The sequence below is a fragment of the Pedobacter suwonensis genome (assembly GCF_900111825.1).
GTDB lineage: Bacteria > Bacteroidota > Bacteroidia > Sphingobacteriales > Sphingobacteriaceae > Pedobacter > Pedobacter suwonensis.
Genome location: NZ_FOJM01000016.1, coordinates 47,550 through 67,949, shown reverse-complemented (window position 1 = coordinate 67,949; position 20,400 = coordinate 47,550). Strand labels below are relative to the sequence as shown.

16 protein-coding genes are annotated in these 20,400 nt (G+C 41.3%); 5 read left to right on the top strand and 11 right to left on the bottom strand.

Annotated features, from left to right (window positions below):
* Window positions 1–13 precede the first annotated feature (13 nt).
* The 3 genes from BM107_RS19250 to BM107_RS19240 form a co-directional block, all read right to left on the bottom strand.
* Complete coding sequence (locus BM107_RS19250; RefSeq protein ID WP_090986340.1) at window positions 14–700, bottom strand: class I SAM-dependent methyltransferase; 687 nt, start codon at window positions 698–700, stop codon at window positions 14–16.
* Between the two features lie 205 nt (window positions 701–905).
* Window positions 906–2,306, bottom strand: coding sequence for an MBL fold metallo-hydrolase RNA specificity domain-containing protein (locus BM107_RS19245; protein ID WP_090986337.1), 1,401 nt, complete (start codon window positions 2,304–2,306; stop codon window positions 906–908).
* A gap of 64 nt (window positions 2,307–2,370) precedes the next feature.
* Complete coding sequence (locus BM107_RS19240; RefSeq protein WP_090986335.1) at window positions 2,371–2,598, bottom strand: YtxH domain-containing protein; 228 nt, start codon at window positions 2,596–2,598, stop codon at window positions 2,371–2,373.
* 79 nt (window positions 2,599–2,677) lie between these two features.
* On the opposite strand from BM107_RS19240, the gene BM107_RS19235 reads away from it, so the two are divergent.
* On the top strand, window positions 2,678–3,313 hold the full coding sequence (locus BM107_RS19235; RefSeq protein ID WP_159435286.1) for an HAD family hydrolase: 636 nt from the start codon (window positions 2,678–2,680) through the stop codon (window positions 3,311–3,313).
* A 35-nt stretch (window positions 3,314–3,348) separates the two neighbouring features.
* Here BM107_RS19235 and BM107_RS19230 read toward each other — a convergent pair whose 3' ends face one another.
* Complete coding sequence (locus BM107_RS19230; protein WP_090986331.1) at window positions 3,349–5,034, bottom strand: DUF6600 domain-containing protein; 1,686 nt, start codon at window positions 5,032–5,034, stop codon at window positions 3,349–3,351.
* A gap of 278 nt (window positions 5,035–5,312) precedes the next feature.
* On the opposite strand from BM107_RS19230, the gene BM107_RS19225 reads away from it, so the two are divergent.
* From BM107_RS19225 to BM107_RS19215, 3 genes are all read left to right on the top strand, one after another.
* Window positions 5,313–6,014 carry an SAM-dependent methyltransferase gene (locus tag BM107_RS19225; protein WP_090986329.1) on the top strand — a complete coding sequence of 234 codons (702 nt, stop codon included), beginning with the start codon at window positions 5,313–5,315 and terminating at the stop codon, window positions 6,012–6,014.
* A 200-nt stretch (window positions 6,015–6,214) separates the two neighbouring features.
* A complete protein-coding gene (locus BM107_RS19220) occupies window positions 6,215–6,394 on the top strand; it encodes a hypothetical protein (protein WP_090498180.1) in 180 nt (59 codons plus the stop codon).
* Window positions 6,395–7,127: 733 nt separating this feature from the next.
* Window positions 7,128–7,889 (top strand): M57 family metalloprotease, encoded by a 762-nt coding sequence (locus BM107_RS19215; RefSeq protein ID WP_090986327.1) that lies wholly within the window; start codon window positions 7,128–7,130, stop codon window positions 7,887–7,889.
* Between the two features lie 79 nt (window positions 7,890–7,968).
* On the opposite strand, the gene BM107_RS19210 is transcribed toward BM107_RS19215, so the two are convergent.
* Complete coding sequence (locus BM107_RS19210) at window positions 7,969–8,640, bottom strand: NAD-dependent epimerase/dehydratase family protein (RefSeq protein WP_090986325.1); 672 nt, start codon at window positions 8,638–8,640, stop codon at window positions 7,969–7,971.
* A 115-nt stretch (window positions 8,641–8,755) separates the two neighbouring features.
* Here BM107_RS19210 and treF point away from each other — a divergent pair, with 115 nt between their 5' ends.
* On the top strand, window positions 8,756–10,330 hold the full coding sequence (treF, locus tag BM107_RS19205; protein ID WP_090986322.1) for an alpha,alpha-trehalase TreF: 1,575 nt from the start codon (window positions 8,756–8,758) through the stop codon (window positions 10,328–10,330).
* A 110-nt stretch (window positions 10,331–10,440) separates the two neighbouring features.
* On the opposite strand, the gene BM107_RS19200 is transcribed toward treF, so the two are convergent.
* From BM107_RS19200 to BM107_RS19175, 6 genes are all read right to left on the bottom strand, one after another.
* On the bottom strand, window positions 10,441–11,949 hold the full coding sequence (locus tag BM107_RS19200; RefSeq protein ID WP_090986320.1) for a RagB/SusD family nutrient uptake outer membrane protein: 1,509 nt from the start codon (window positions 11,947–11,949) through the stop codon (window positions 10,441–10,443).
* 18 nt (window positions 11,950–11,967) lie between these two features.
* Entirely contained in the window at window positions 11,968–14,994 is a 3,027-nt protein-coding gene (locus tag BM107_RS19195) for a SusC/RagA family TonB-linked outer membrane protein (RefSeq protein ID WP_139222314.1), read from the bottom strand.
* A gap of 106 nt (window positions 14,995–15,100) precedes the next feature.
* Window positions 15,101–15,994 carry a carbohydrate kinase family protein gene (locus tag BM107_RS19190; RefSeq protein ID WP_159435285.1) on the bottom strand — a complete coding sequence of 298 codons (894 nt, stop codon included), beginning with the start codon at window positions 15,992–15,994 and terminating at the stop codon, window positions 15,101–15,103.
* Window positions 15,991–17,190 carry a glycoside hydrolase 100 family protein gene (locus BM107_RS19185; RefSeq protein WP_090986317.1) on the bottom strand — a complete coding sequence of 400 codons (1,200 nt, stop codon included), beginning with the start codon at window positions 17,188–17,190 and terminating at the stop codon, window positions 15,991–15,993. The genes BM107_RS19190 and BM107_RS19185 overlap by 4 nt, the downstream gene beginning before the upstream one ends.
* The gene (locus tag BM107_RS19180) at window positions 17,183–18,538 is read right to left on the bottom strand and encodes an MFS transporter (RefSeq protein ID WP_090986315.1); all 1,356 of its coding nucleotides are present in this window, start codon (window positions 18,536–18,538) and stop codon (window positions 17,183–17,185) included. Before BM107_RS19180 ends, BM107_RS19185 begins: the two co-directional genes overlap by 8 nt.
* A gap of 1 nt (window position 18,539) precedes the next feature.
* A complete protein-coding gene (locus BM107_RS19175; RefSeq protein WP_090986313.1) occupies window positions 18,540–20,303 on the bottom strand; it encodes a glycoside hydrolase family 13 protein in 1,764 nt (587 codons plus the stop codon).
* Window positions 20,304–20,400 lie beyond the last annotated feature (97 nt).

Below are 20,400 nucleotides of genomic sequence, written 5' to 3'. Positions count from 1 at the left end.
ATGAGAGATTAGCTTATTGCGTTAACGTTAGTCTAACCAGATACTGATCTTCGCCATCATCAAAAATCAATTCAGCATTCCATCCCGTTTCTGCAGCAATCTGTTTAATGGTTTCTTCATCTATATAAATCCAGTTGAACCAATTGCCTTTTTCGCCTTTATATTCATACTGGTAAGATACCTCACCGTAGTACTGGTTTTGTGGTTTAGGCAGATCTTCATATAAATAAGCAATATCAGATGAGTCAAAAATGACCTGTCCGCCGGGATTGATCAGGTCTTTTAATTTGATTAAAAAAGCTTTAAAACCTGGCAAAGTTCCTGCTAAACCGATACCGTTCATGAGCATGATGATGGTGTCGAATTTCTCTTGATAAGTAAAAATATCCTGTACAAATGCTTTTTTTACTCCACGGTCTTTCATAATGTTTACCGCAGCTTCCGAAATATCTATAGCGGTAACATCGATATTAAATGCTTGTAGCAGTAAAGCATGACTCCCCACACCGGCGCCGATATCCAGCACCTTTCCATTACACATATGCAAAGCCTGAAGCTCTAAAACGGGCATATCTTCATCATCACGGAAGAAGAATTCCAGTGGCATTTCTTCCGGTTCTCCGTAAGAATTGTGTAACCAAAGGGTATCCGCCTCGCCCGTTCTGTAAATATCTGTTAGCGCTTTACCAAAAACATCCATAGCACAAAGATAGGGAAAAGGGAAGATGTATAAATGGATGATGGGAGATGGAAATTCTATACTGAGGTAACAGGCATAAAGTTGGTCGGGATTTACAATCCCGTCCTAAAGCGCCCAAGATTATTAATCCTTATTGTAATAGAGCAAAAAGGTCTGGATTACAAATCCAGACCTACGATTTTTATAACAGTTTTGCACAACAATTTTACTCCAAATCATATACCTGATGGTATTCTGGTATAGCTACATGTTTAAACCCTTTATCTTTTAATTTAGTAGCGAAACTTTGCTGTACTTCGTATTCTCCGTGTACCAGAAACAACTGTTTTACCTGAGCCGGATCCTGGCCTGATAAAAAATGCAATAAATCTTCATAATCGCCATGTGCACTCATCGATTTGATGGATTGCACTTCGGCTTTAACTTCATATTCATCGCGAAAAATTTCAACCACCTTATCTCCGGCAATCAGTCTTCCACCAAGCGAATTCGGTTCGCAATAACCTACCATTAAAATGGTGTTTTTCTGGTTGCTGATATTGTTCCTGATGTGATGTTTTACCCTGCCGGCCTCAGCCATACCTGATGCAGAAATAATTACACAAGGTCTTGGATCAGCATTTAAGGCTTTTGATTCTTCTACACTTTCGACGAAACGCAAGCCTTTAAACCCAAAAATATCATGATCTACCTTTAAAATTTCTTTAACCCCATTATTGTATACCTCGGGATGATTTTTAAGAATTTGAGTGGCTTTTGATGATAAAGGACTGTCTACGTAAAAGGGAACATCAGGCAGTTTACCTTTCAACTCTAGGCCATTTAAAGCATAAAGGAGTTCCTGCGTACGGCCAACTGCGAAAGCAGGAATAATTACCTTTCCTTTTTTAATTTTACAGGTATTATTGATGACCTCAAAAAGCATATCTTCGATCGGATCGAGATTTTTATGTAGCGAATCGCCATAAGTTGATTCCATCAGGATATAATCAGCCTGGTCAAATTTTTGCGGACTTTTTAGTAACAAGTCGCCATAACGGCCAACGTCGCCAGAAAAGGTAATGCGCGTGGTTTTTCCATCTTCTGTAATACTAAGATGAACAGCAGCGCTGCCCAAAATGTGGCCTGCGTCAGTAAATTTTAACAGAATCCCCTCTTCGATTTTAAAATCCTCTTCATATTCCACAATTTTCATCTGGCCAACCGTTTTGGTCACATCTTCCTCCGTGTAAAGAGCTTCTTCCATCTCTTCGCCTTCTCTCAGATTACGGTTGGCATATTCAGCATCCTGCATCTGGATCTTGGCAGAATCCATCATTAAAATGCGTGCCAGGTCCATTGTAGCCGAAGTACAGAAAATCTGCCCTTCAAATCCTTCAGCAACCAATTTGGGCAACAGGCCGCAATGATCTATATGTGCATGAGATAAAATGAGGTAAGTGATTTTTTTTGGATCAAAACCAAAATAATCGTTTAGTTTATCGGTAACATGGCCCATCCCCTGGAACAAGCCACAATCTAATAAAATCCGGGTGCCGTTTTTTAAGGTAATAAGGTGCTTACTTCCCGTAACCGTACGGGCCGCACCATGAAAAGCAATGTTCATCAATATATTGGTTAGCGCATATATAGCTAAAAAATGCCGGAATATTTCCGGCACTTTCAATTCGTTACGCGTTTATTTCTGCTACCTTATCTTTAACCTTATCGGCAACATCTGTGGCTTTATCGGCCAAACCTGCCAGTTTATCTTTCGAAGCATCTAAAAGATCAGCAAAAAAATCCGACACTTTATTTTTAAGATCGCTGGTCGAATCTGATGATAATGCCAATGCGATAGTTGCACCTAATGCTGCTCCGGCTAATACGCCTACTATGATTTTTGTTTCTTTTTTCATGGTCTTAGTGATTTACTTATTAAACATAATTAACCCACAGGTGTTTTTATTTTTTTCATCTTACAAAAACCAATCCATAATGAAACGAATATTCTTTATAGACTTAGACAATACCATTTATTTTACCGGGCAGAACGAAGAACAGTTGATGGGGGAGTTATACCGTTTCCTGGAAAATTTAGATTTAGGCATCAGCCAGGCTGATTTTCAGTTAGCCAAACAGGAAATGTTGAGGACACCTTTTTTAAAAGTAGCTAAAAAGTATCGTTTTAACGAAAAGGTGATGCCTGAAGTGATTTCCTATCTTGAAAACAGGTCTGTAACCCAGCCGCTGAAACCCAGCGATGATTACCATTATATTAAAAGCTTAACCGGCCGAAAATTTATTGTAACAGCAGGTTTTCCAAAACAACAACTGTCAAAGGTAAAAATGCTGGGCATTGCCAATGATTTTGAAGAAGTACATGTGGTGGATGTTTCAAGCACCAATAAGAAAGAAAGATTTGAAATGCTGATCGATCAGCATCAACTGAACAAAGACGATATTCTGATTATTGGCGATGATGCCGAATCGGAAATTAAATTTGGCCTGGAACTGGGGATAACTACTTTTTTGCTAGATCCTGAAAACCTGCATCCTAATGCTGAAAGCACTTTCAAAGGAACTGATTTAAGTAGTCTTCACGCAGTAGCGGGGCAGTCTGACTATTTATAAATAAAGAGTCCCGATTTTCATCGGGACTCTTCATTTTATCCTCTGCCACCTCTTGACGGTCTTCCACCTTCGCCACCTCTTTCACCTCCGCCACCGCGCTGTTGCGGGGCTTCCATCCTTCTTTGTTCCTGTCTTTGTTGCATTTGCTGATTACGCTGTTGCTGCATTTGCGCATCACGCTGAGCCCTTTCCTGTTGCTGTTGCTGGGCTTGTTGCGCACGTTGCTGTTGCATCTGCTCATTACGCTGTTGTTGCATCTGCGCATCGCGTTGTGCCCTTTCTTGCTGCTGTTGCTGTGCCTGTTGCGCACGTTGCTGCTGCATCTGCTCATTACGCTGTTGTTGCATCTGCGCATCGCGTTGTGCCCTTTCTTGCTGCTGTTGCTGAGCCTGTTGTGCACGTTGCTGTTGCATTTGCTCATTACGCTGTTGTTGCATCTGTACATCGCGCTGTGCCCTTTCTTGCTGCTGTTGCTGAGCTTGTTGTGCACGTTGCTGTTGCATTTGCTCATTACGTTGCGCCCTTTGTTGATCCATCTGAGCACGTTGATCATCCTGACCTCGCTGTGGCTGCATATCACGTTGACCACGTTGTTGATCTATGCCCATACGGTCTTGATTACGTTGTTGCCTGATCTGATCCCCACGTTGCTGATCCTGAACACGATTTGCATTATCCTGTCTGTTGCCATTATCAATCCCATTGGCACCACCGCGACTAATACGTCCGTTTACATCCCGGTTATAAACTTCTCCCCTGTTATTTGGCTGATTATTGTTATCCCGGCCTACATTTCGGCTATCTCTCGATCCAAAGCGGTTATCGCCAACGCCTGGAGTATTACCTCTTTGATCGCGGTTAGTGTATCCTTCATTTCTTCCGCCTCGGCTAATGCCAGCATTGCCTTGCTCAAATCTACGTGGCGCGGCATTACGGTTGTCTACCACTGCATTACGTTCAGGTCTTGGCCGGTAAATTGCCACCTCTCTACCGCCAATGCGGCTTGCACCTGGTCTCGAACTTTCAGCATAACGATATACCGTTACATCCCTGTTGGTTGCGCGCCTGATATCTTCAACCCTTGGACCTCCATAATAAGTTCTTCTGTTATACACATAAGTATTATTGATAATGGTAGTATTACGGATATACACGTTATTACGTCCATAATCATATCTTGGAAAAGAATTGATATAAATATTACGTTGAGGAATGAAGTTCCAGCAGAAAGAAGGCACTACATAACGGCGGCCAAAACTTAAATTAATACTGATGCTTGGCGCCATGGGTGCCCATCCGTAATAGCCATCTCCGCTTCTCCAATCTACCCAGGCTGGTCCCCAATTAGTGTCAGGCAACCAAATCCATTGCCGGTAACTGTTAATTACCCAACGGCCGTAGTGGAAAGGTGCCCAGCCCCAATCGTAATTGGAAACCCAAGTATTACCATATTCAGTCATGGCCCAACGTCCATTGGTATAATATGGGCGAAATTCACTTTGATCTACATCTGGTCGCCAAACATAACCGTATTGTGGATCCTGAATCCAGGTGCCATAAGGCGAAAGTTCATCGTAAAAAGTCTGTAAAGAAATGTTGCCGGTACTGTAACCATCAGACTGGTAATCATTTTGATAGTCTTGTGCCCTGACAAGGGTTGTGGTTCCGGCAAGGAGCGAAAATAGCCCCAGCACAAGTGCCGTAGATTTCAGTGTTTTCATTTGTGTGTTTATTTTAATAACCTAATGTGTGTGTATCAATTAGAGAACCAAAAATGCTGAAGGTTTAATATGCAAGCATAGTTTTTACATTTTCCTTTTAATATTGCATTACAAGGCATATTTGACTAATATTTAACGTTTTACACCAAGTTTAATTGTGTAGAAAAGAAGTCAGTTAAAAATAAAATTTGCTACACCTCTGTACATGAAAGAGATTATACTGCCATTTCCATAAGTTTTAGAACTTAAATTCTATTTATTGTACGTATTTTTGTAACATGCAAAAAGGCACTTTATACCTTATTCCCGTACCACTGGCCGAGGAGGTAGCACATAAAACTTTTACTCCTTATTTGGTCGATACGATTAATCAGATTGATACCTATATCGTAGAGAATAGTAAAACAGCACGCCGTTTTTTAAAAGAGGCAGGTTTAAAAATACCACAGAAAGATTTAATCGTACACGATTACGGCAAACATAACCGGACAGATCTGGGACAGTTTTTTGGGGAGCTTACCGCCGGCAAAGACGTTGGTTTAATGAGCGAAGCGGGTTGCCCGGGTATTGCCGATCCTGGGGCTGATATTGTTGCCGAAGCACACAAACGCGGGATTAAAGTAGTGCCATTGGTAGGGCCAAGCTCCATTTTACTGGCTTTAATGGCCTCTGGCTTTAACGGACAAAGTTTCGTCTTTTGGGGTTATTTGCCTATTGATAAAGAACAACGTACGAAGCGCATTAAAGATCTGGATTTATCGGCCAGCCGTTATAAACAAACCCAGATATTTATTGAAACACCTTTCCGCAATAACCAGCTTTTTGAAGAAGTATTGAAAAGCTGCAAACCCAATACTCAGATTTGTGTCGCCAGCAACCTTACCGCGGCCGATGAATTTATTAAAACACAAAGTGTTTATAACTGGCGCAAAGAGGAAATAGATTTACATAAAAAGCCGACTATATTTTTGTTATACTAAGATAAAATCGTCATCTCGACTGTAGCGCAGCGAAACGGAGAGATCTTTTTAGGGTAGATTTAGCTCCCCTAAGCCTTTGGGCTATTTGCTACTTGAACTTGCTCGAAATGCAGGGCGATTTCAAAAAATCAAAACATATCCAGCCTAACATTGGTTGTTAAGGTAACGCTTTGCAATATTATTCACTAAATCTTTGAGTTATGAAAAATACGAGCACACCGAAAAACAATCCAACAGTTCAAGGCAATTCAATAGCTGACCGCGCTAACCACGATGTTAAAACGGATAAAAAGATACAAGGCATTACCAACGGAGGTGGCCAACGTTCCGATCAGACATCGAACAAAGATAACCAGCGGAAGTACGATAACAAAAAATAATAAAAAGGTGATGATTCTTCCGGATCATCACCTTTTTCATTACCACAAATCCCTAATCGGGGATGTACAGAATAATAGCCATTTGTATCAATAACATATTGTTCTTTTACTGACGGAAGTTCAGGCAAGGCAAAATGATCAGTGACTGTAGTAATGTGAGCGGCTAAGTTTTCCAGCCATTTCAACAGGGCTTCAAAACATATTCAAGCTTCTGCATTTCCGAAATTCGGATCTGCCTTAAACCCCATCCAACATCCATTTTTTGCTGTGTCATGCGGTCAAATCTTAACCAGACAACCTGAACCCAATTATTACCTAATGAATTACTTGCTTATACGCCCAAGATCGGTTCCGCATGGCAACTGGAGCAAAGCAGAAAGCTGAGCATTTATTGATTAGCCATTCTGTTTTACAGGTGTAATAGCGGCTGTATTCGGAGATTTATGCCAGCTCACTAAGCAAATTATATTTTGATACATCCGTCGTTCCCAATTTATCTGAAAATTCTCTTAATACATGAACTATAGAACTTCTGAACAATCCATCCTAAACGAAAAATTACTAATAAATATGTCTATTTGTGTAAATTTTTATACATAAAAATGAGTTATAAATATTACAAACAATACTAATTAAGTTTTCGTGTAAAATTCCGCCCAACGCCAAAATTAATGTAACATGTTCTGTTACATTTGCTTCATCAGCTATTAAGGACCAACTAACCTCTTATCCAATGAAAAAAAACCTAAAAAAAATCGCTTTCTTAGCGATAGTTGCAGTAACCATTGCTGCATGTAAAAAAAACCAGGAAACAGTAAGCCCAGAACCACAGGAAACGGTAAAAAATGCCGATAAGGTTTTACAGCACATTAAAAATCTGGGCTTTCCCGAGTCGAGCATTGTTGACAATGGCAATGAATATATCGTTGAGGAAGATATTATATTTCCTAAAAATATGGAAATCCCGGTTAATAATTCGGCACCAAAAACAGAACAATACTACACCGGAAGTATTGTAAACGCGACGAAAAAACTAAACATCCGGATTTTTGTAGATGCATCCATGACATCAATGAGCAGTGAGATCAACAGCGCCATTGCCCAATGGAATGCTGTTCCAAATTCTACTTTGCGCTTCAGTATAGTAACCACCGCCCCTTACGACATCCTGATCAAGGATGAAAATTTGGGAAATGGCGTTTGCGGCCAGGGCCAGTTCCCTTCAGGCGGAAGTGCAGGTGCTTTGGTTAAAATCAATAAAAGTTATATTGCAGGTAATTCTTTTGCACAACGTGCCAGAACAATTTGCCATGAGTTTGGTCACTGCATCTCATTCAGACACACCAACTGGGCTGCGATCGGTGAATCAAGTGCAACGAATGTACCTGGCGTAACCGGAACAGACGCCTTATCGCTAATGAATGGTGGCCAATGTGGTTCGGGTGCAACCGTATTATCTCAAAAAGATAAAGACGCAACTGCAGTATTATATTAAAACCCAAAATAATCAATTAACCTAAACTAAATCCTTAACCAGTTGAAGATGAGCTCGGGTACCTAAGCAGTACCTGAGCTTATTCTTTAGCTAAAGCAATAATATCCTTACCTTCTAAAATCCGTCTCTGGTCATGATGGCTCAAGGTATTAATCATCGCCTGGCCAAGCTCAGCCATCGTGCAAAAACCACTTGGATAAATGGTCCTGCCAATTGGAAACAACCAGTTGATGTATTTATAGAATTGATGTGCATACTTTTGCCCTGCGAAAGGCTTGATAAAACCCGGACGAAAATTAAAAACCTGTTCGAAAGGTAATTTTGTTAAATCACTTTCTGTTTTGCCTTTTACCTGAGCCCATCTTAAACGGCCATTCTCATTGGTGCCTCCACCAGAAACGTAACAAAAAGTCATATCACTGTTAAGCCTACTCAATGTTTGTGCAACATGCATGGTAAGCGTGTAGGTCATTTTATAATAGGTTTCCCCGTCAACACCTACCGATGAAATGCCTAAACAGAAGAAACAGGCGTTATAGCCAGACAACTGATGTTCGATCGCTGAGAAGTCAAAAAAATCAGCATGAATAATCTCCTTCAATTTTGGATGTACGTAACCACAAGGCTTACGGTTAATTACCAGGATATGATCAATTTCAGCACTGCTTAAGCATTGCATCAATACACCTTCCCCAACCATTCCGGTGGCGCCGGTAATGATAACATTATGCTCATTTCTTGTTTTTCCCATTGAAAAGTTATTTAATAATCAAAACGAAGATCAGCGAATCTTTGTTTGCCAAATGAAGCTGTTAGCTTTGTTTTTGCTTTATTAATATAGAAAAATAATAATTAATTACCCTAATATGAGGAGTCAAAATTTGCCAATCATTAAAATGCTGTTGTCAGCCTGCTTATTACTTATTTCCAGCTGGTTATTTGCACAAAACGAATTAAGTCCAGGGCAAACCTATCCTAATTTATTTGAGAGAGTTCAAATGGCGAGAATTTATCCCGATAGTAAATCTTTTGCAGACGCCATTCCAAAGAAGAGTCCTTCAGAAATCATGAAGGCCTATAACGCTTTAAAAAACAAGCAAAGTTTTGACCTGAAAGCTTTTGTAAATGAATATTTTAATATTCCGGAAAGTCAGCATGCGGCTTACCGATCTGATATCAGTGCGGGTATAGAAAAGCATCTGGATACTTTGTGGACGGTTTTAAAAAGAGCGCCTGATACCGCTTCCACTTACCAGACGTCACTCCTGCCATTACCAAAACCCTATATCGTTCCTGGGGGTAGGTTCAGGGAAATTTATTATTGGGATTCCTACTTTACCATGCTTGGACTACAAAAGGCAGGTAAAACAGAAATCATAAAAGACATGGTTGATAATTTCGTTTATCTCATTGAGAAATATGGCTTTATCCCTAACGGAAACCGTACTTATTACCTGACACGCTCGCAGCCACCATTTTTTGCAGCTATGGTTCAATTGCTTGCAGCGCACAATAAGGATATTAAACTGGCAGATTATAAAGATGCGCTGGAAAAAGAATATCAGTTTTGGATGAAAGGAGCCAGTCAGTTAAGTAATGGCAAAGCCGCAAACCATGTGGTAAAGCTTCCTGACGGTTCAGTTTTAAACCGATATTATGATGCGGGCGATCAGCCACGGGAAGAATCATACAGAGAAGATTTTGAAGCTGCTAAATTAACTAAACAGGCTCCTTCCACTTTTCTCAGAAACGTACGTGCCGCCGCAGAATCGGGCTGGGATTTTAGCAGCAGGTGGTTTGCCGATGGTAAAAATTATAACCAGATTATCACTACCGATTTACTCCCGGTAGATTTAAATACTTTATTATATAATCTCGAAATGGCCATCGCTACCGCCAACAACGAAGCAGGCAACAAAACAAAAGCTATTGCATTTCTCCAAAAAGCCGGGCTGCGGAAAAAAGCTATCCTCAAATATTTCTGGAATAAAAAGCAAGGATTTTTTACTGATTACAACTGGAAAAACCGGTTATTTTCCAGCCAAATCACACTTGCCGGAGCATTTCCGCTGTATTTTAGACTCGCTACACCCGTACAGGCCAAAGCCGTTAAAGAAAAACTGGAAAAAAACTTCCTTAAAACCGGCGGTTTAATTACCACATTAACCACTACAAAAGAGCAATGGGACGCACCAAATGCCTGGGCGCCACTTCAATATATTAGCATTGTGGGATTGCGCAATTATGGGTACAATACATTGGCCGATACCATTAGTAACAGATGGGTCAACCTTAATATTTCGGTATTTAAGGAAAGCGGGAAATTGATGGAGAAATATAATGTGGTACATCCGAACAGCAAAGGCGGCGGCGGGGAATATCCTCTCCAGGATGGCTTTGGCTGGACAAATGGTGTACTCTTAAAGCTGATGAAAAAATAATTTATACTATATATTTTCCTTGTAGTCCTAAAACAAAAAACAGAGGCCGAACCCGAAACATATGAGGTAAATATGTTTTGGCTGCAGCCTCTGTTCGCGAATATCAAATTTTAATACCCGGGATTTTGTATCAGATTGGGGTTACCCAATTGGTTATCTGGAATAGGAAAAAGCAGGTATTTAGCTTCGCTTGCAGGTTTTTCCTGCCACGCTGTGAGAAATTTCCCGAAACGGATTAAGTCTTGCCTCCTGAAACTTTCCCAATACAGCTCGCGTCCGCGTTCATCCAGCAGGATATCCAATGTGAGGCTTGGTAAAATTGAAGCACCCCTTACCGTCCTGATCGAATTTACAATGGTTAAAGCAGCGGCTGGTTGCGACGTTCTTAACTGGGCTTCGGCTTTCATCAACAGTACATCAGCGTAACGGAAATAAACCCAGTCGTTATCAGGTTTTCTGGATCCAGCGTTGGCATAGTCAATCGGATATTTAATTACCCTAATGCCTGCAACTTCTAGATGGTTTGGATCACGTTCAATAATGCTTACTTCCGGTGTAAAAGCCAGTGGGTTACCTTTACGGTCTTTTAAGGCTACTCCGTTTTGGTTTACCTGTTGACCAACCAAAAAGCCAATTCTGATGCCGGCAACATTGGTTTGCTCGGCATAAGATCCGCCTCTTCTTTTATCGGTATCTTCAAATTTGTTGTAGAAGTTCGATAAGGTTGAAAAACCGTTGTAACCACTTGGATCTTGGTTATAGTGTGTAGTACATTTCCATTGGCCATCTAAATCGCTCCCACTTACACCGCCTAAATTTTGCGCCGTAAAAATGTTTTCGGTAGAAAGCTTATCATTTGTTGGTGCAAAATTGTCGAAATAATTTGGCGTGAGTACATAGCCACCTGCGCCTATCTCATCGGCAAGCGAAATTACCTTTGCCATATCGGCAGCGTCAAAAGTTGGCGTACTACGGTTTAAGAAAGCACCTTTATTAAGGTAAATTTTCATTAAAAGTGTTCTCGCTGCATTTTTATTCGCCACATTCGCAGGTCCAACCGGCAAATCGGGGATAATAGCATTTAATTCAGTGATTAAATAAGCAATTTCGTCTGCAGCATTCCGAACGCGCGATGGTTTAGTAACGCCTTCTCCCGGATCCCGGTACGGAACCTGCCCCCAGCCATCCAGAACCGAAAATTGTGCAAATGCACGTAAGAAACGTGCCTGGGCAGCCTGAACGGCATTTGGATTGGCATTTAAAACGCTGGTAGCTACATAAGAAATACTGTTTAAATCCCTGAACACATCTGAAATACGGGTATGATCTGGTGCCCATTTGTGCAAGTGCAATGCCCTCCAGGCACCATTATCGTCCCAGTCGCCTGCACGGGTAGGCACTATAATTTCATCTGATGTTACTTCCTGCAGCGCAGACCAATTCCAGGGTGCCTGATAAGGGCCGATCATTGCGGCATAAGTGGCACCCAATACTCCTGCAACATTATTTGATGATACTGCGCCACTACCCACCTGGCCATTCAGGTCTTCATTCAGCTTGGTACAGCCAGCAAAACTTAAGGCAACTATAGCGAAAGTGAAAATATATTTATTTTTCATGTGATTATAGTTTAAAGATTAAAGGGAAAAATTAACACCGAAATTGAAGGTTCTTGCCGTTGGATAAGCGGTATAATCTATTCCCGCTGATGGAACCCCACTTACACTTTTATTTACATTTACCTCCGGATCAAAACCGGTATATTTTGTAATGACGAACAGGTTTTGGCCATTAACATAAACATTAAGCGACTTTATCGATTTACCAATATTGCCAATGTTATAGTTCAGGGTAGCATTGGCCAATTTCAGGTAATCACCTTTTTCGATATACCTTGATGAGGCAGCAATGGGATTGGCCAGCGATTCTTGTATAGGCGAATTGATTAAAGCCGCCGAAATATTGCGCTGGGCACCTAGATTGGATATGGCCAGTACCGAGTTTGCGGTATTGTTATAAATATCCTGACCAAATGCACCGTTAAAATTTGCTGTCAGAGAGAACTTCTTATACCTTAAATTGGTACTTAAGCCTAAAATTACTTTTGGATTCGGGTTACCTACATAATAAGCAGTAAAACCATCATCAGTATATTTCGAAAATCCACTGGCATCCAAACCATTATACTGGCGGGTAACCATGGCAAAAAGCGGTAGCCCGTTTTGGATTACCTCGGTGGTTACACCACTCAAACCCTGCCCGTTTAACGAGCCTGTTTTGATAATGCCATTAATATCCTGTACTTTATTGTTGATAAATGTAGCATTACCTCCTAAAGACCATGTAAGGTTATCCTGGTCAATAATGATACCGTTTAAGGTTAGCTCAAGCCCTTTATTGATGATTTGGCCTGGTAAATTTACCCATGTAGGAACATTGCCTCCAACCGCCGGAGAAAACGCAATCTGTGGAAACAATAGATCTTTTGTTGTTTTGTTAAAATAATCAATTGACCCGGTTAACCTGTTTTTAAACAAGCCAAAATCGATCCCCACATTGGCCTGTTTGTCTGACTGCCATTTTAAATCCACATTTTCATTGTTGATGGGTGTTAAGATTGGCGAACCGTTTGCATTTCCAAAATCGTAACGGAGCTGTGCAGAACCCGAAGGAAAATCCTGATTACCGGTTTTACCATAACCAACACGCAATTTCAATAGGTCCAGCCATTGAATGTCAGACATGAAGCTCTCTTTTCTGATATCCCAGGCGGCTGCAAAAGAAGGAAAGTAACCGTAACGATTTGATTTACCGAATTTGGTAGAACCATCGGCCCTAAATGTAGCGGTTAAGATATACCGGTTATCGTAGTTAAAAATTGCCCTCGCAAAATACGATTGCAATTGTGTTGTAGGGTTGTTAAAGGTAGAAAATGTCCGGTTGGCCGGTGCAGTAGTTTGAAAGGCATCGGTATAATCAGCAGCGATATCGCCAAAACCAGTCGCTGTATTGGTTGCCCCTTTATTGATGAAGTTAGAATACTCATAACCTAAAATCGCGTTTAGGTTCAGCTTGCTGACAATTTCCTTATTAAAGTTTAGGGTATTGGTGAATTGCTGTGTAATCAACTCATTGTTGGAGTAGCTTGCATAACCGCCAAGGAAAGTTCCTGACGGCTGTATACCCTGCAGGTTTAAAGTGCTCCTGGTAGACGCTCTTCTGATACCCGTGCTGTAATTTACACTGGCCAGCATCCGGTATTCTAACCAGGGTGTGATTTTATAGTATGGGGATACACTTCCCAAAATGGTAGAAACTTTCGACTTATCGCTATTCGCAGCTAACGCAGCCAGAGGATTAATGGTGGTAGAACCATAATCTATAAATAAACTTCCATCTGGGTTGTAAAAAGATTGGGTAGGGTTCCATGATAATGCCTGCGAAATTAAACTTCCTGTAAAACCTGCATCAGTAGTAATAGGCGCTACACTTTCAAGGTATTGATTGCTGATCATATTCACATCCAGACCCAGCTTTTTGCTCTCCAGGAACTTAAAATTACCATTAAATCCGGCACTGTATTTTTTAAAATCGGTTGTTTTGATAATCCCCTGTTGATCCTGATAACCCAGAGACGCACGGAAGGTGTTGCCATTGGTTCCACCGCTGATGCCAATTGAATAATTTTGGTTATAGGCAGTGCGGGTAATGGCGTCCAATGCATCAACACTGGTGCCAAAATTACCAGTACTGAGGTTGTATTTCGATAATGCCGCACGATACTCATCACCTGTTAATACATCAACTTTTCTGGCAATATTGCTGATCCCTGCCGAGGCACTGACATCAATTTTAGTTTCTCCGGATTTCCCTCTTTTTGTGGTAATTAAAACCACACCATAAGCAGCACGCGAGCCATAAATTGCGGTGGCCGATGCATCTTTCAAGATCTCCATCGATTCGATATCAGCCGGGTTGATAAAATTTAAAGGGTTACCATCGGGAGCTGTTCCGATACCGGCACTGGTTGATGGTCGTGCCGAACGTCCATCAAGTGCTACCCCATCTACCACATAAAGGGGCTGTCCGGTTCCGGTAATGGCAGAGTTACCCCTGATGCGCACGGTAGATGCACCACCAGGCTGTCCGCTATTGTTGATCATCTGCACGCCAGCAACCTTACCCTGTATCAGCTGATCGGGTGCATTTAACGGGCCTTTGTTAAAATCTTTTGCAGATACTGTTGTTGCGGCTCCTGTTAAATCGTTTTTTCTTACTGATGCATAGCCAACAACCACAACTGCCTCTAAATTATTCAGCGAACTTAAGGTGATGTTGAGCAGGGTTTGATTATTGATATTTACCGTTTGTGATTCATAGCCCACAAAACTTACGGTTAACCGGGATGTTCCGGTGGGAGCGGTAATCTGATATTTTCCCTCCACATCGCTTTGAGTTCTGGTATTGGTCCCGGTTACCTGTACAGTTGCGCCCGCTAACGGCGTTTTATCACTATCATATATTATACCTTTTACTGTAATCTGGGCAAAAGCTGCTGTGCTTAACATGAGCATCAGGAGATTTAAGCCTATAAATTTCTTTAATGAATACAATTTCTGTTTTAAGGATAAAACAGACCAATTGCCTGGTAAAGTCATGTTCATAATGGATTTAATAATTGGTTAGAAAATAGGTGCTTTTAATGGGTAAACTTTTAAGATCAGGGTGGTATATATTTTATCATTTCTGTTTTAAATTTGGTTTAGTTGATTATTTATAAAGTGGATGGGTTTTTTCTATTTTTTGCCTGGCAATCAATAATGCATTGTCCATACTTTCCTCTATGGATTTACCCTGTATAAAATAAGTAAGGAAACCAGCCCAAAAGGCATCTCCGGCACCGGTTACGCCAATTACCGATTCAACCCGGAGTGCCGGTTTATATTGCCATTGATGGTTTTGTACCTTAAACCAAACACCATCTTTACCGCAGGTAAGACATATCACTTTTGCATTGAAATGATTTAACCATTGCATGGCCTGTTCCATATCCAGTTGCCGGCCGGTAAAACGTTCCAGATCATCGGTACTTATTTTTAGCAATATATTCAGCCTGCTTAGCATGCTGAATATATCTTGTCCATCATCCCCATTCCATATGGATGGTGCATAATTCCAGTCAACCGATAAATATTTACCTAGTTGATAGGCCTTTTCGAAAGCATACAGAATATTGCTCCGTGCCGGCTCTTTGCTCAATGCGAAAGCAGTAGTATGCAGGATACCGCAGTCCGCAATGATGTTTTCATCCATCTTTTTAATGATCATATCGGCGCTTCGGTAAGCGATAAAATCAGGCGTTCCAGGGTTTTTACCCACCAATACAATACTGGTTTTTTCATCAGAGGTGCGGCTTATATAGGTATCGGCTATCCCAACAGATTTTAATTCACGAATGAGATAAGTACCCAGATTATCGTTACCTACCGTAGCAATAAGTTCAGCATCAACACCCAGCCATTTTAAATTGGCACATAAGTTGGCTGAGCTTCCGCCCTGGCTGACCAGAAAACGTGATGGCGATGCAAGAGATTCGATATTGCCCTCTGATATGATATCAGCAAGGAGCTCCCCTACTACTAAAACTTTTGCTATATTTTTCACAGGCCTGAGAATTTAAATGTAAAGAGTTTGGTAAATGCATCATATTTAATCGCTTGCTCGGCAATTACAGCTCCCGCAGCACTCCATGTACAATTGGGGATGCCACAGGGCGATTGATTGGTACCGTTAAGGCACTCGTTAAATAAGTCACCGCTGCTGTTGGCACGATGGATATCAGCAGTAATTTTAAGCGCCATTTCATACTCGTGGTGATGATTTAATGAAGCAGCAAGCCAGCCGTTCCAAACTGGCCATAGGCCGCCGTTATGAAAATAACCGGGTTTGTTGCGGAACGAGTAGGCATAGTTATGTTTCAGCTCCTGCATATCTGCGTCACTATATTCAATTGTTGGATGAAAAGAAGGAATTAAATCCTGGTTATGGTTGTACAGCGTTTTTACGTAGGCTATGGTATTGCTGATTTGTTCTTTGTTGCCTACACCGAGCAGTAGACAAAAAGTATTGGCCTGCAGATCAAAATAATGATAAACCCTGGCCGGATTAAAGCCCATTAACCAAAAATGCGGAGAAACTGCCGCTAACTGATGGATAAGATGAGGCGAATAAAGCTGATTTTGCGATTCACTTTTCCAATAATTTAATTGTATCGCATGGCTGATGTTCAGCGCTTTTTCGCTCCAACCCTTATTCTCTGATAAGGTTGATGCCAGTCTTAATGCCCAAAGCCGCAAAAGCTGATCGAAAAGAACATATCCATGCTGGATATACTCATCTGCCCAATCTCCGCTCTGCGGAACATAAATTAAATGTTTACCGTTAAACTCCCAGGCATCCATTACGCTAAAGCATCGCCCGATTTGATGTACATATTTTTCCCAGAGCGAATTGTCGCCTGTTAAAATAGTATAGGCAGATAAACCAATTACTGCCCAAGATGGGTTATCGGCCCGGCCTGATGTGCCTCCAAAACTTACCGATCCATCGGTGGGTGAAACGTTGGAGGGCATAAAACCGCTTTCGTGCTGGTGGTTAAAAATGGTTTCAATAGTTGCTTTGGCAGTACCTATAAGTGCTTTGTTACCGCTTAGCAAAGCCGCTATGCTTGTAATTACTCCATCCCTTGTCCACACCCGTTTATAATTATCATGTTCCTCTACTGCAGCCACAAAACCAGAAGGTGTTGACGCCCGGGCCATCAGTTTCAGTGATAGCTCATATCCTTTTTGATTAACCATTGGTCTTACCTCCTATATCACGCTTGCTGATCAGTGAAACCATTATGCCTGCTACTACAAGCAATCCACCGGCAAACAGGATGGCGTTTTCGGGCTTATGCCCTAAAAAATACCGGTATACATATTTAAAAGTGATGGTTTCTAAAAGCATGGGCAGCACAATAAACATGTTGAGGATACCCATAAAAATGCCGGTTTTCGCTTTTGGTATACTACCGGCAAGCATGGCATAAGGCGTACCCATCATGCTCGCCCAGGCAATGCCCAAACCAATAATGGGTATAAACAACAAAGCTTTAGTGTGGATTAGCGGCAAACAAGCCAAACAAACACCTCCCGTTAATAAACTGATGAGGTGAACTTTCTTTGCTGTTATTTTTCTGGCGAAATAAGCAAGTGGAAAAGCAACGATGAAGGTAACCACATTATAGCCGCCATTTACAGTCCCGGTTAAAAGCTGCGCCGAAGCAAAACCATCAGCTGCTGCATTACTGGTATTGTAAATGGTTTTTGCCAAACAAAGGGTTACAAACTGCCAGTAAACAAACATGCCGTACCAGTTAAAAAGGTAAACCAGACCAAGTTTTTTCATTGTTGTAGGCATTACCTTAAAGGCCTCGATAATATCTTTAAAAATATTGATAACACCCCCCGGCATTGCTTTAACCTTTTTAATTTCTTCAGGGCTTAACGGGTTTTCCTTTGTGGTAAAACAGCTGTACATGATAGAGCCGATCGATACCAGCCCACCGATAAAAAATGCCGCGTAAGTGGTATGCGGAATGTTGTTGCCACTGCGAGCATGTATGCCGATTAAACCTGCAGCAATTAAAATACCCGGAGTAAGATTGGCAAGTGTAATACCCAGACCGGTAAAAAAACTTTGTGTTAAAAAACCGAGGGCGTGCTGCTCTGACGGGAGTTTATCGCTAACAAAGGCGCGGTAGGGCTCCATGGTAATGTTGTTGCCTGCATCCAGTATCCATAAAATTCCTGCAGCCATCCAAATCGAACTGCTGTAGGGCATGGCAAATAAACAAATGCTGCATATAATGGCCCCGATTAAAAAATATGGTCTCCGCCGTCCAAATTTACTGGTCGTTTTATCGCTCATGGCACCTACTATCGGCTGGATAATCAGTCCGGTCATTGGCCCTGCGAGGTTTAGCAATGGAATCTGATCTGCATTTGCTCCCAGATAGGAATAAATTGGAGTCATGTTGGTTTGTTGCAAACCAAAACTATACTGTATACCGAAAAAACCCAGGTTCATGGCTATGATTGAACTGAAATTCAGTTTCACTGCCGATGAAATACCCTTGTGTTCTTCTGCTTGTGCAATTATCATATCAGGCCCTTTTAAGTTGATAAACAATAGCCTGCCAAGGCTTCAGATTTAATTTATTATCTGCAATGCCCACTGCTCCGCTGTAGTTGTTGATGAGCTGTTTTGCAGAAAGCGTGTTGATACCTTTATCCAGCTGGTAAGTAACTTCGTGGTTAGAAAAATTTAACACAACCAAAACTTTTTCCTTACCCAAGCTGCGTGTATAACAGTAGATACATGGATTTTCGATATCGAAAACCTGATAACTGCCATAAACCAATACCGGGGATGTTTTACGCAAGGCCACTATCTTTTTAAAATAATCGAGCTCACTTGCCGGATTTTTTTCCTCATCAGCTACATTTGCTTCGTTATAATTTTGGTTTACTTTAATCCATGGTGTTCCGGTGGTAAAACCTGCATTTATTGTTCTATCCCATTGAAACGGGGTGCGTGTATTATCCCTCGAAATGAATTTCTGTTTATCCATAAAAGCCTGCAGATCCTCATTTTTGGCCTTTGCATTTTTGTAAGCGTTTATGGTTGCGATATCGCGGTAATCTTCAATCTTGTCAAACCTGATGTTGGTCATCCCCAATTCATCTCCATTAAAATAATAGGGCGTTCCACGCATGGTCATAATCAGTGTGGTTAATAGTTTAGAAGATGCCGTTTTAAATGCTTTGCTGTCATTCCCGTATTTGCTCACCATGCGGGGAACATCGTGGTTGCCCAGAAATACGGCGAGCCAGCCTTTATTCGCAAACGAATGGTCCCATTTGGTAAATGCCTTTTTCAGATCCGGCAGTTTATAACCTTTGGGATCGTTCCCGATATCCATGATCTCAAAATGGTAGGCCATATTTAACTCCTGCCGGTCTGCGTCGACCAGCGAATGTGCATCAGCTAAAGTACTCCCTGCACCTTCTGCAACCGTCATAATGTTGTACTTACTTAAAACGGTGCGGTTCATTTCCTTTAAATACTGATGGAGGTGTGGACCCATTCCATAATATTTGATGATGTTTCTTTCGTAGCCTTCGGGATATTTTTTCCAGGTGGTATCTTTCGAAACATATTGGAAAGCATCCATCCTTAAGCCATCAATCCCTTTATCGAGCCAAAACTTCATTATGCCATATACTTCGTGGCGCAGTTTTTCATTTTCCCAATTTAAATCGGGCTGTTTTTGCGAAAAATAATGGAGATAATAAGATTTGGTTAAAGGCTCGTATTTCCAGGCATCATTGTTTACATCAAAAAAGCTGTAACGGGGTGTGGGTTTTCCTTTTTCTGCGGGCCACCAGTGATAATAATTACGGTAAGAACTATTGCGCGACGACCTGGCCTGTTTAAACCATTCATGTTCATCACTACTATGGTTTAACACCATATCAAGCACCAGCCTGATCTTTCTTTTATGAAGGCCACTAAGCAGTTCGTCAAAATCCTGCATAGTGCCGAATTCTTTCATGATACTACGGTAATCACTAATATCATAGCCATTATCATCATTTGGCGAAGCAAATATCGGGTTAAGCCATACCACATCAATCCCGAGGCTTTTTAAATAATCCAATTTTGAAATGATCCCACGTAAATCGCCCACACCATCTCCGTCGCTATCTTTAAAACTACGTGGATAAATCTGATACACTACGGCTTCCTTCCACCAGGCCGGCTTGTTCGTTTCGCTGTATACATTATGATTAGAAACAGGCTGCGTGCGGCCATTACTAAAATAGAAAAGCAGACTTAAAATGATAAATTGTTTCAGGGATCTCATATTTTTTGATAACAACATGCCAGTCCCAAATGAGCGGGCTACTATATGTTGTGCTTTAGTTTAGTATCTGGTTAATGTAATTGCGAATTGGCAATGC

Excerpts from the sequence above, each read along its gene's own strand:
- BM107_RS19200 (WP_090986320.1), bottom strand. The coding sequence starts at position 11,949 with ATGAAAAATAAATATATTTTCACTTTCGCTATAGTTGCCTTAAGTTTT.
- BM107_RS19245 (WP_090986337.1), bottom strand. The coding sequence starts at position 2,306 with ATGAACATTGCTTTTCATGGTGCGGCCCGTACGGTTACGGGAAGTAAG.
- BM107_RS19180 (WP_090986315.1), bottom strand. The coding sequence starts at position 18,538 with ATGATAATTGCACAAGCAGAAGAACACAAGGGTATTTCATCGGCAGTG.
- BM107_RS19230 (WP_090986331.1), bottom strand. The coding sequence starts at position 5,034 with ATGAAAACACTGAAATCTACGGCACTTGTGCTGGGGCTATTTTCGCTC.
- BM107_RS19175 (WP_090986313.1), bottom strand. The coding sequence starts at position 20,303 with ATGAGATCCCTGAAACAATTTATCATTTTAAGTCTGCTTTTCTATTTT.
- BM107_RS19225 (WP_090986329.1), top strand. The coding sequence starts at position 5,313 with ATGCAAAAAGGCACTTTATACCTTATTCCCGTACCACTGGCCGAGGAG.
- BM107_RS19220 (WP_090498180.1), top strand. The coding sequence starts at position 6,215 with ATGAAAAATACGAGCACACCGAAAAACAATCCAACAGTTCAAGGCAAT.
- BM107_RS19235 (WP_159435286.1), top strand. The coding sequence starts at position 2,678 with ATGAAACGAATATTCTTTATAGACTTAGACAATACCATTTATTTTACC.
- treF (WP_090986322.1), top strand. The coding sequence starts at position 8,756 with ATGAGGAGTCAAAATTTGCCAATCATTAAAATGCTGTTGTCAGCCTGC.
- BM107_RS19210 (WP_090986325.1), bottom strand. The coding sequence starts at position 8,640 with ATGGGAAAAACAAGAAATGAGCATAATGTTATCATTACCGGCGCCACC.
- BM107_RS19185 (WP_090986317.1), bottom strand. The coding sequence starts at position 17,190 with ATGGTTAATCAAAAAGGATATGAGCTATCACTGAAACTGATGGCCCGG.
- BM107_RS19215 (WP_090986327.1), top strand. The coding sequence starts at position 7,128 with ATGAAAAAAAACCTAAAAAAAATCGCTTTCTTAGCGATAGTTGCAGTA.
- BM107_RS19195 (WP_139222314.1), bottom strand. The coding sequence starts at position 14,994 with ATGAACATGACTTTACCAGGCAATTGGTCTGTTTTATCCTTAAAACAG.
- BM107_RS19240 (WP_090986335.1), bottom strand. The coding sequence starts at position 2,598 with ATGAAAAAAGAAACAAAAATCATAGTAGGCGTATTAGCCGGAGCAGCA.
- BM107_RS19250 (WP_090986340.1), bottom strand. The coding sequence starts at position 700 with ATGGATGTTTTTGGTAAAGCGCTAACAGATATTTACAGAACGGGCGAG.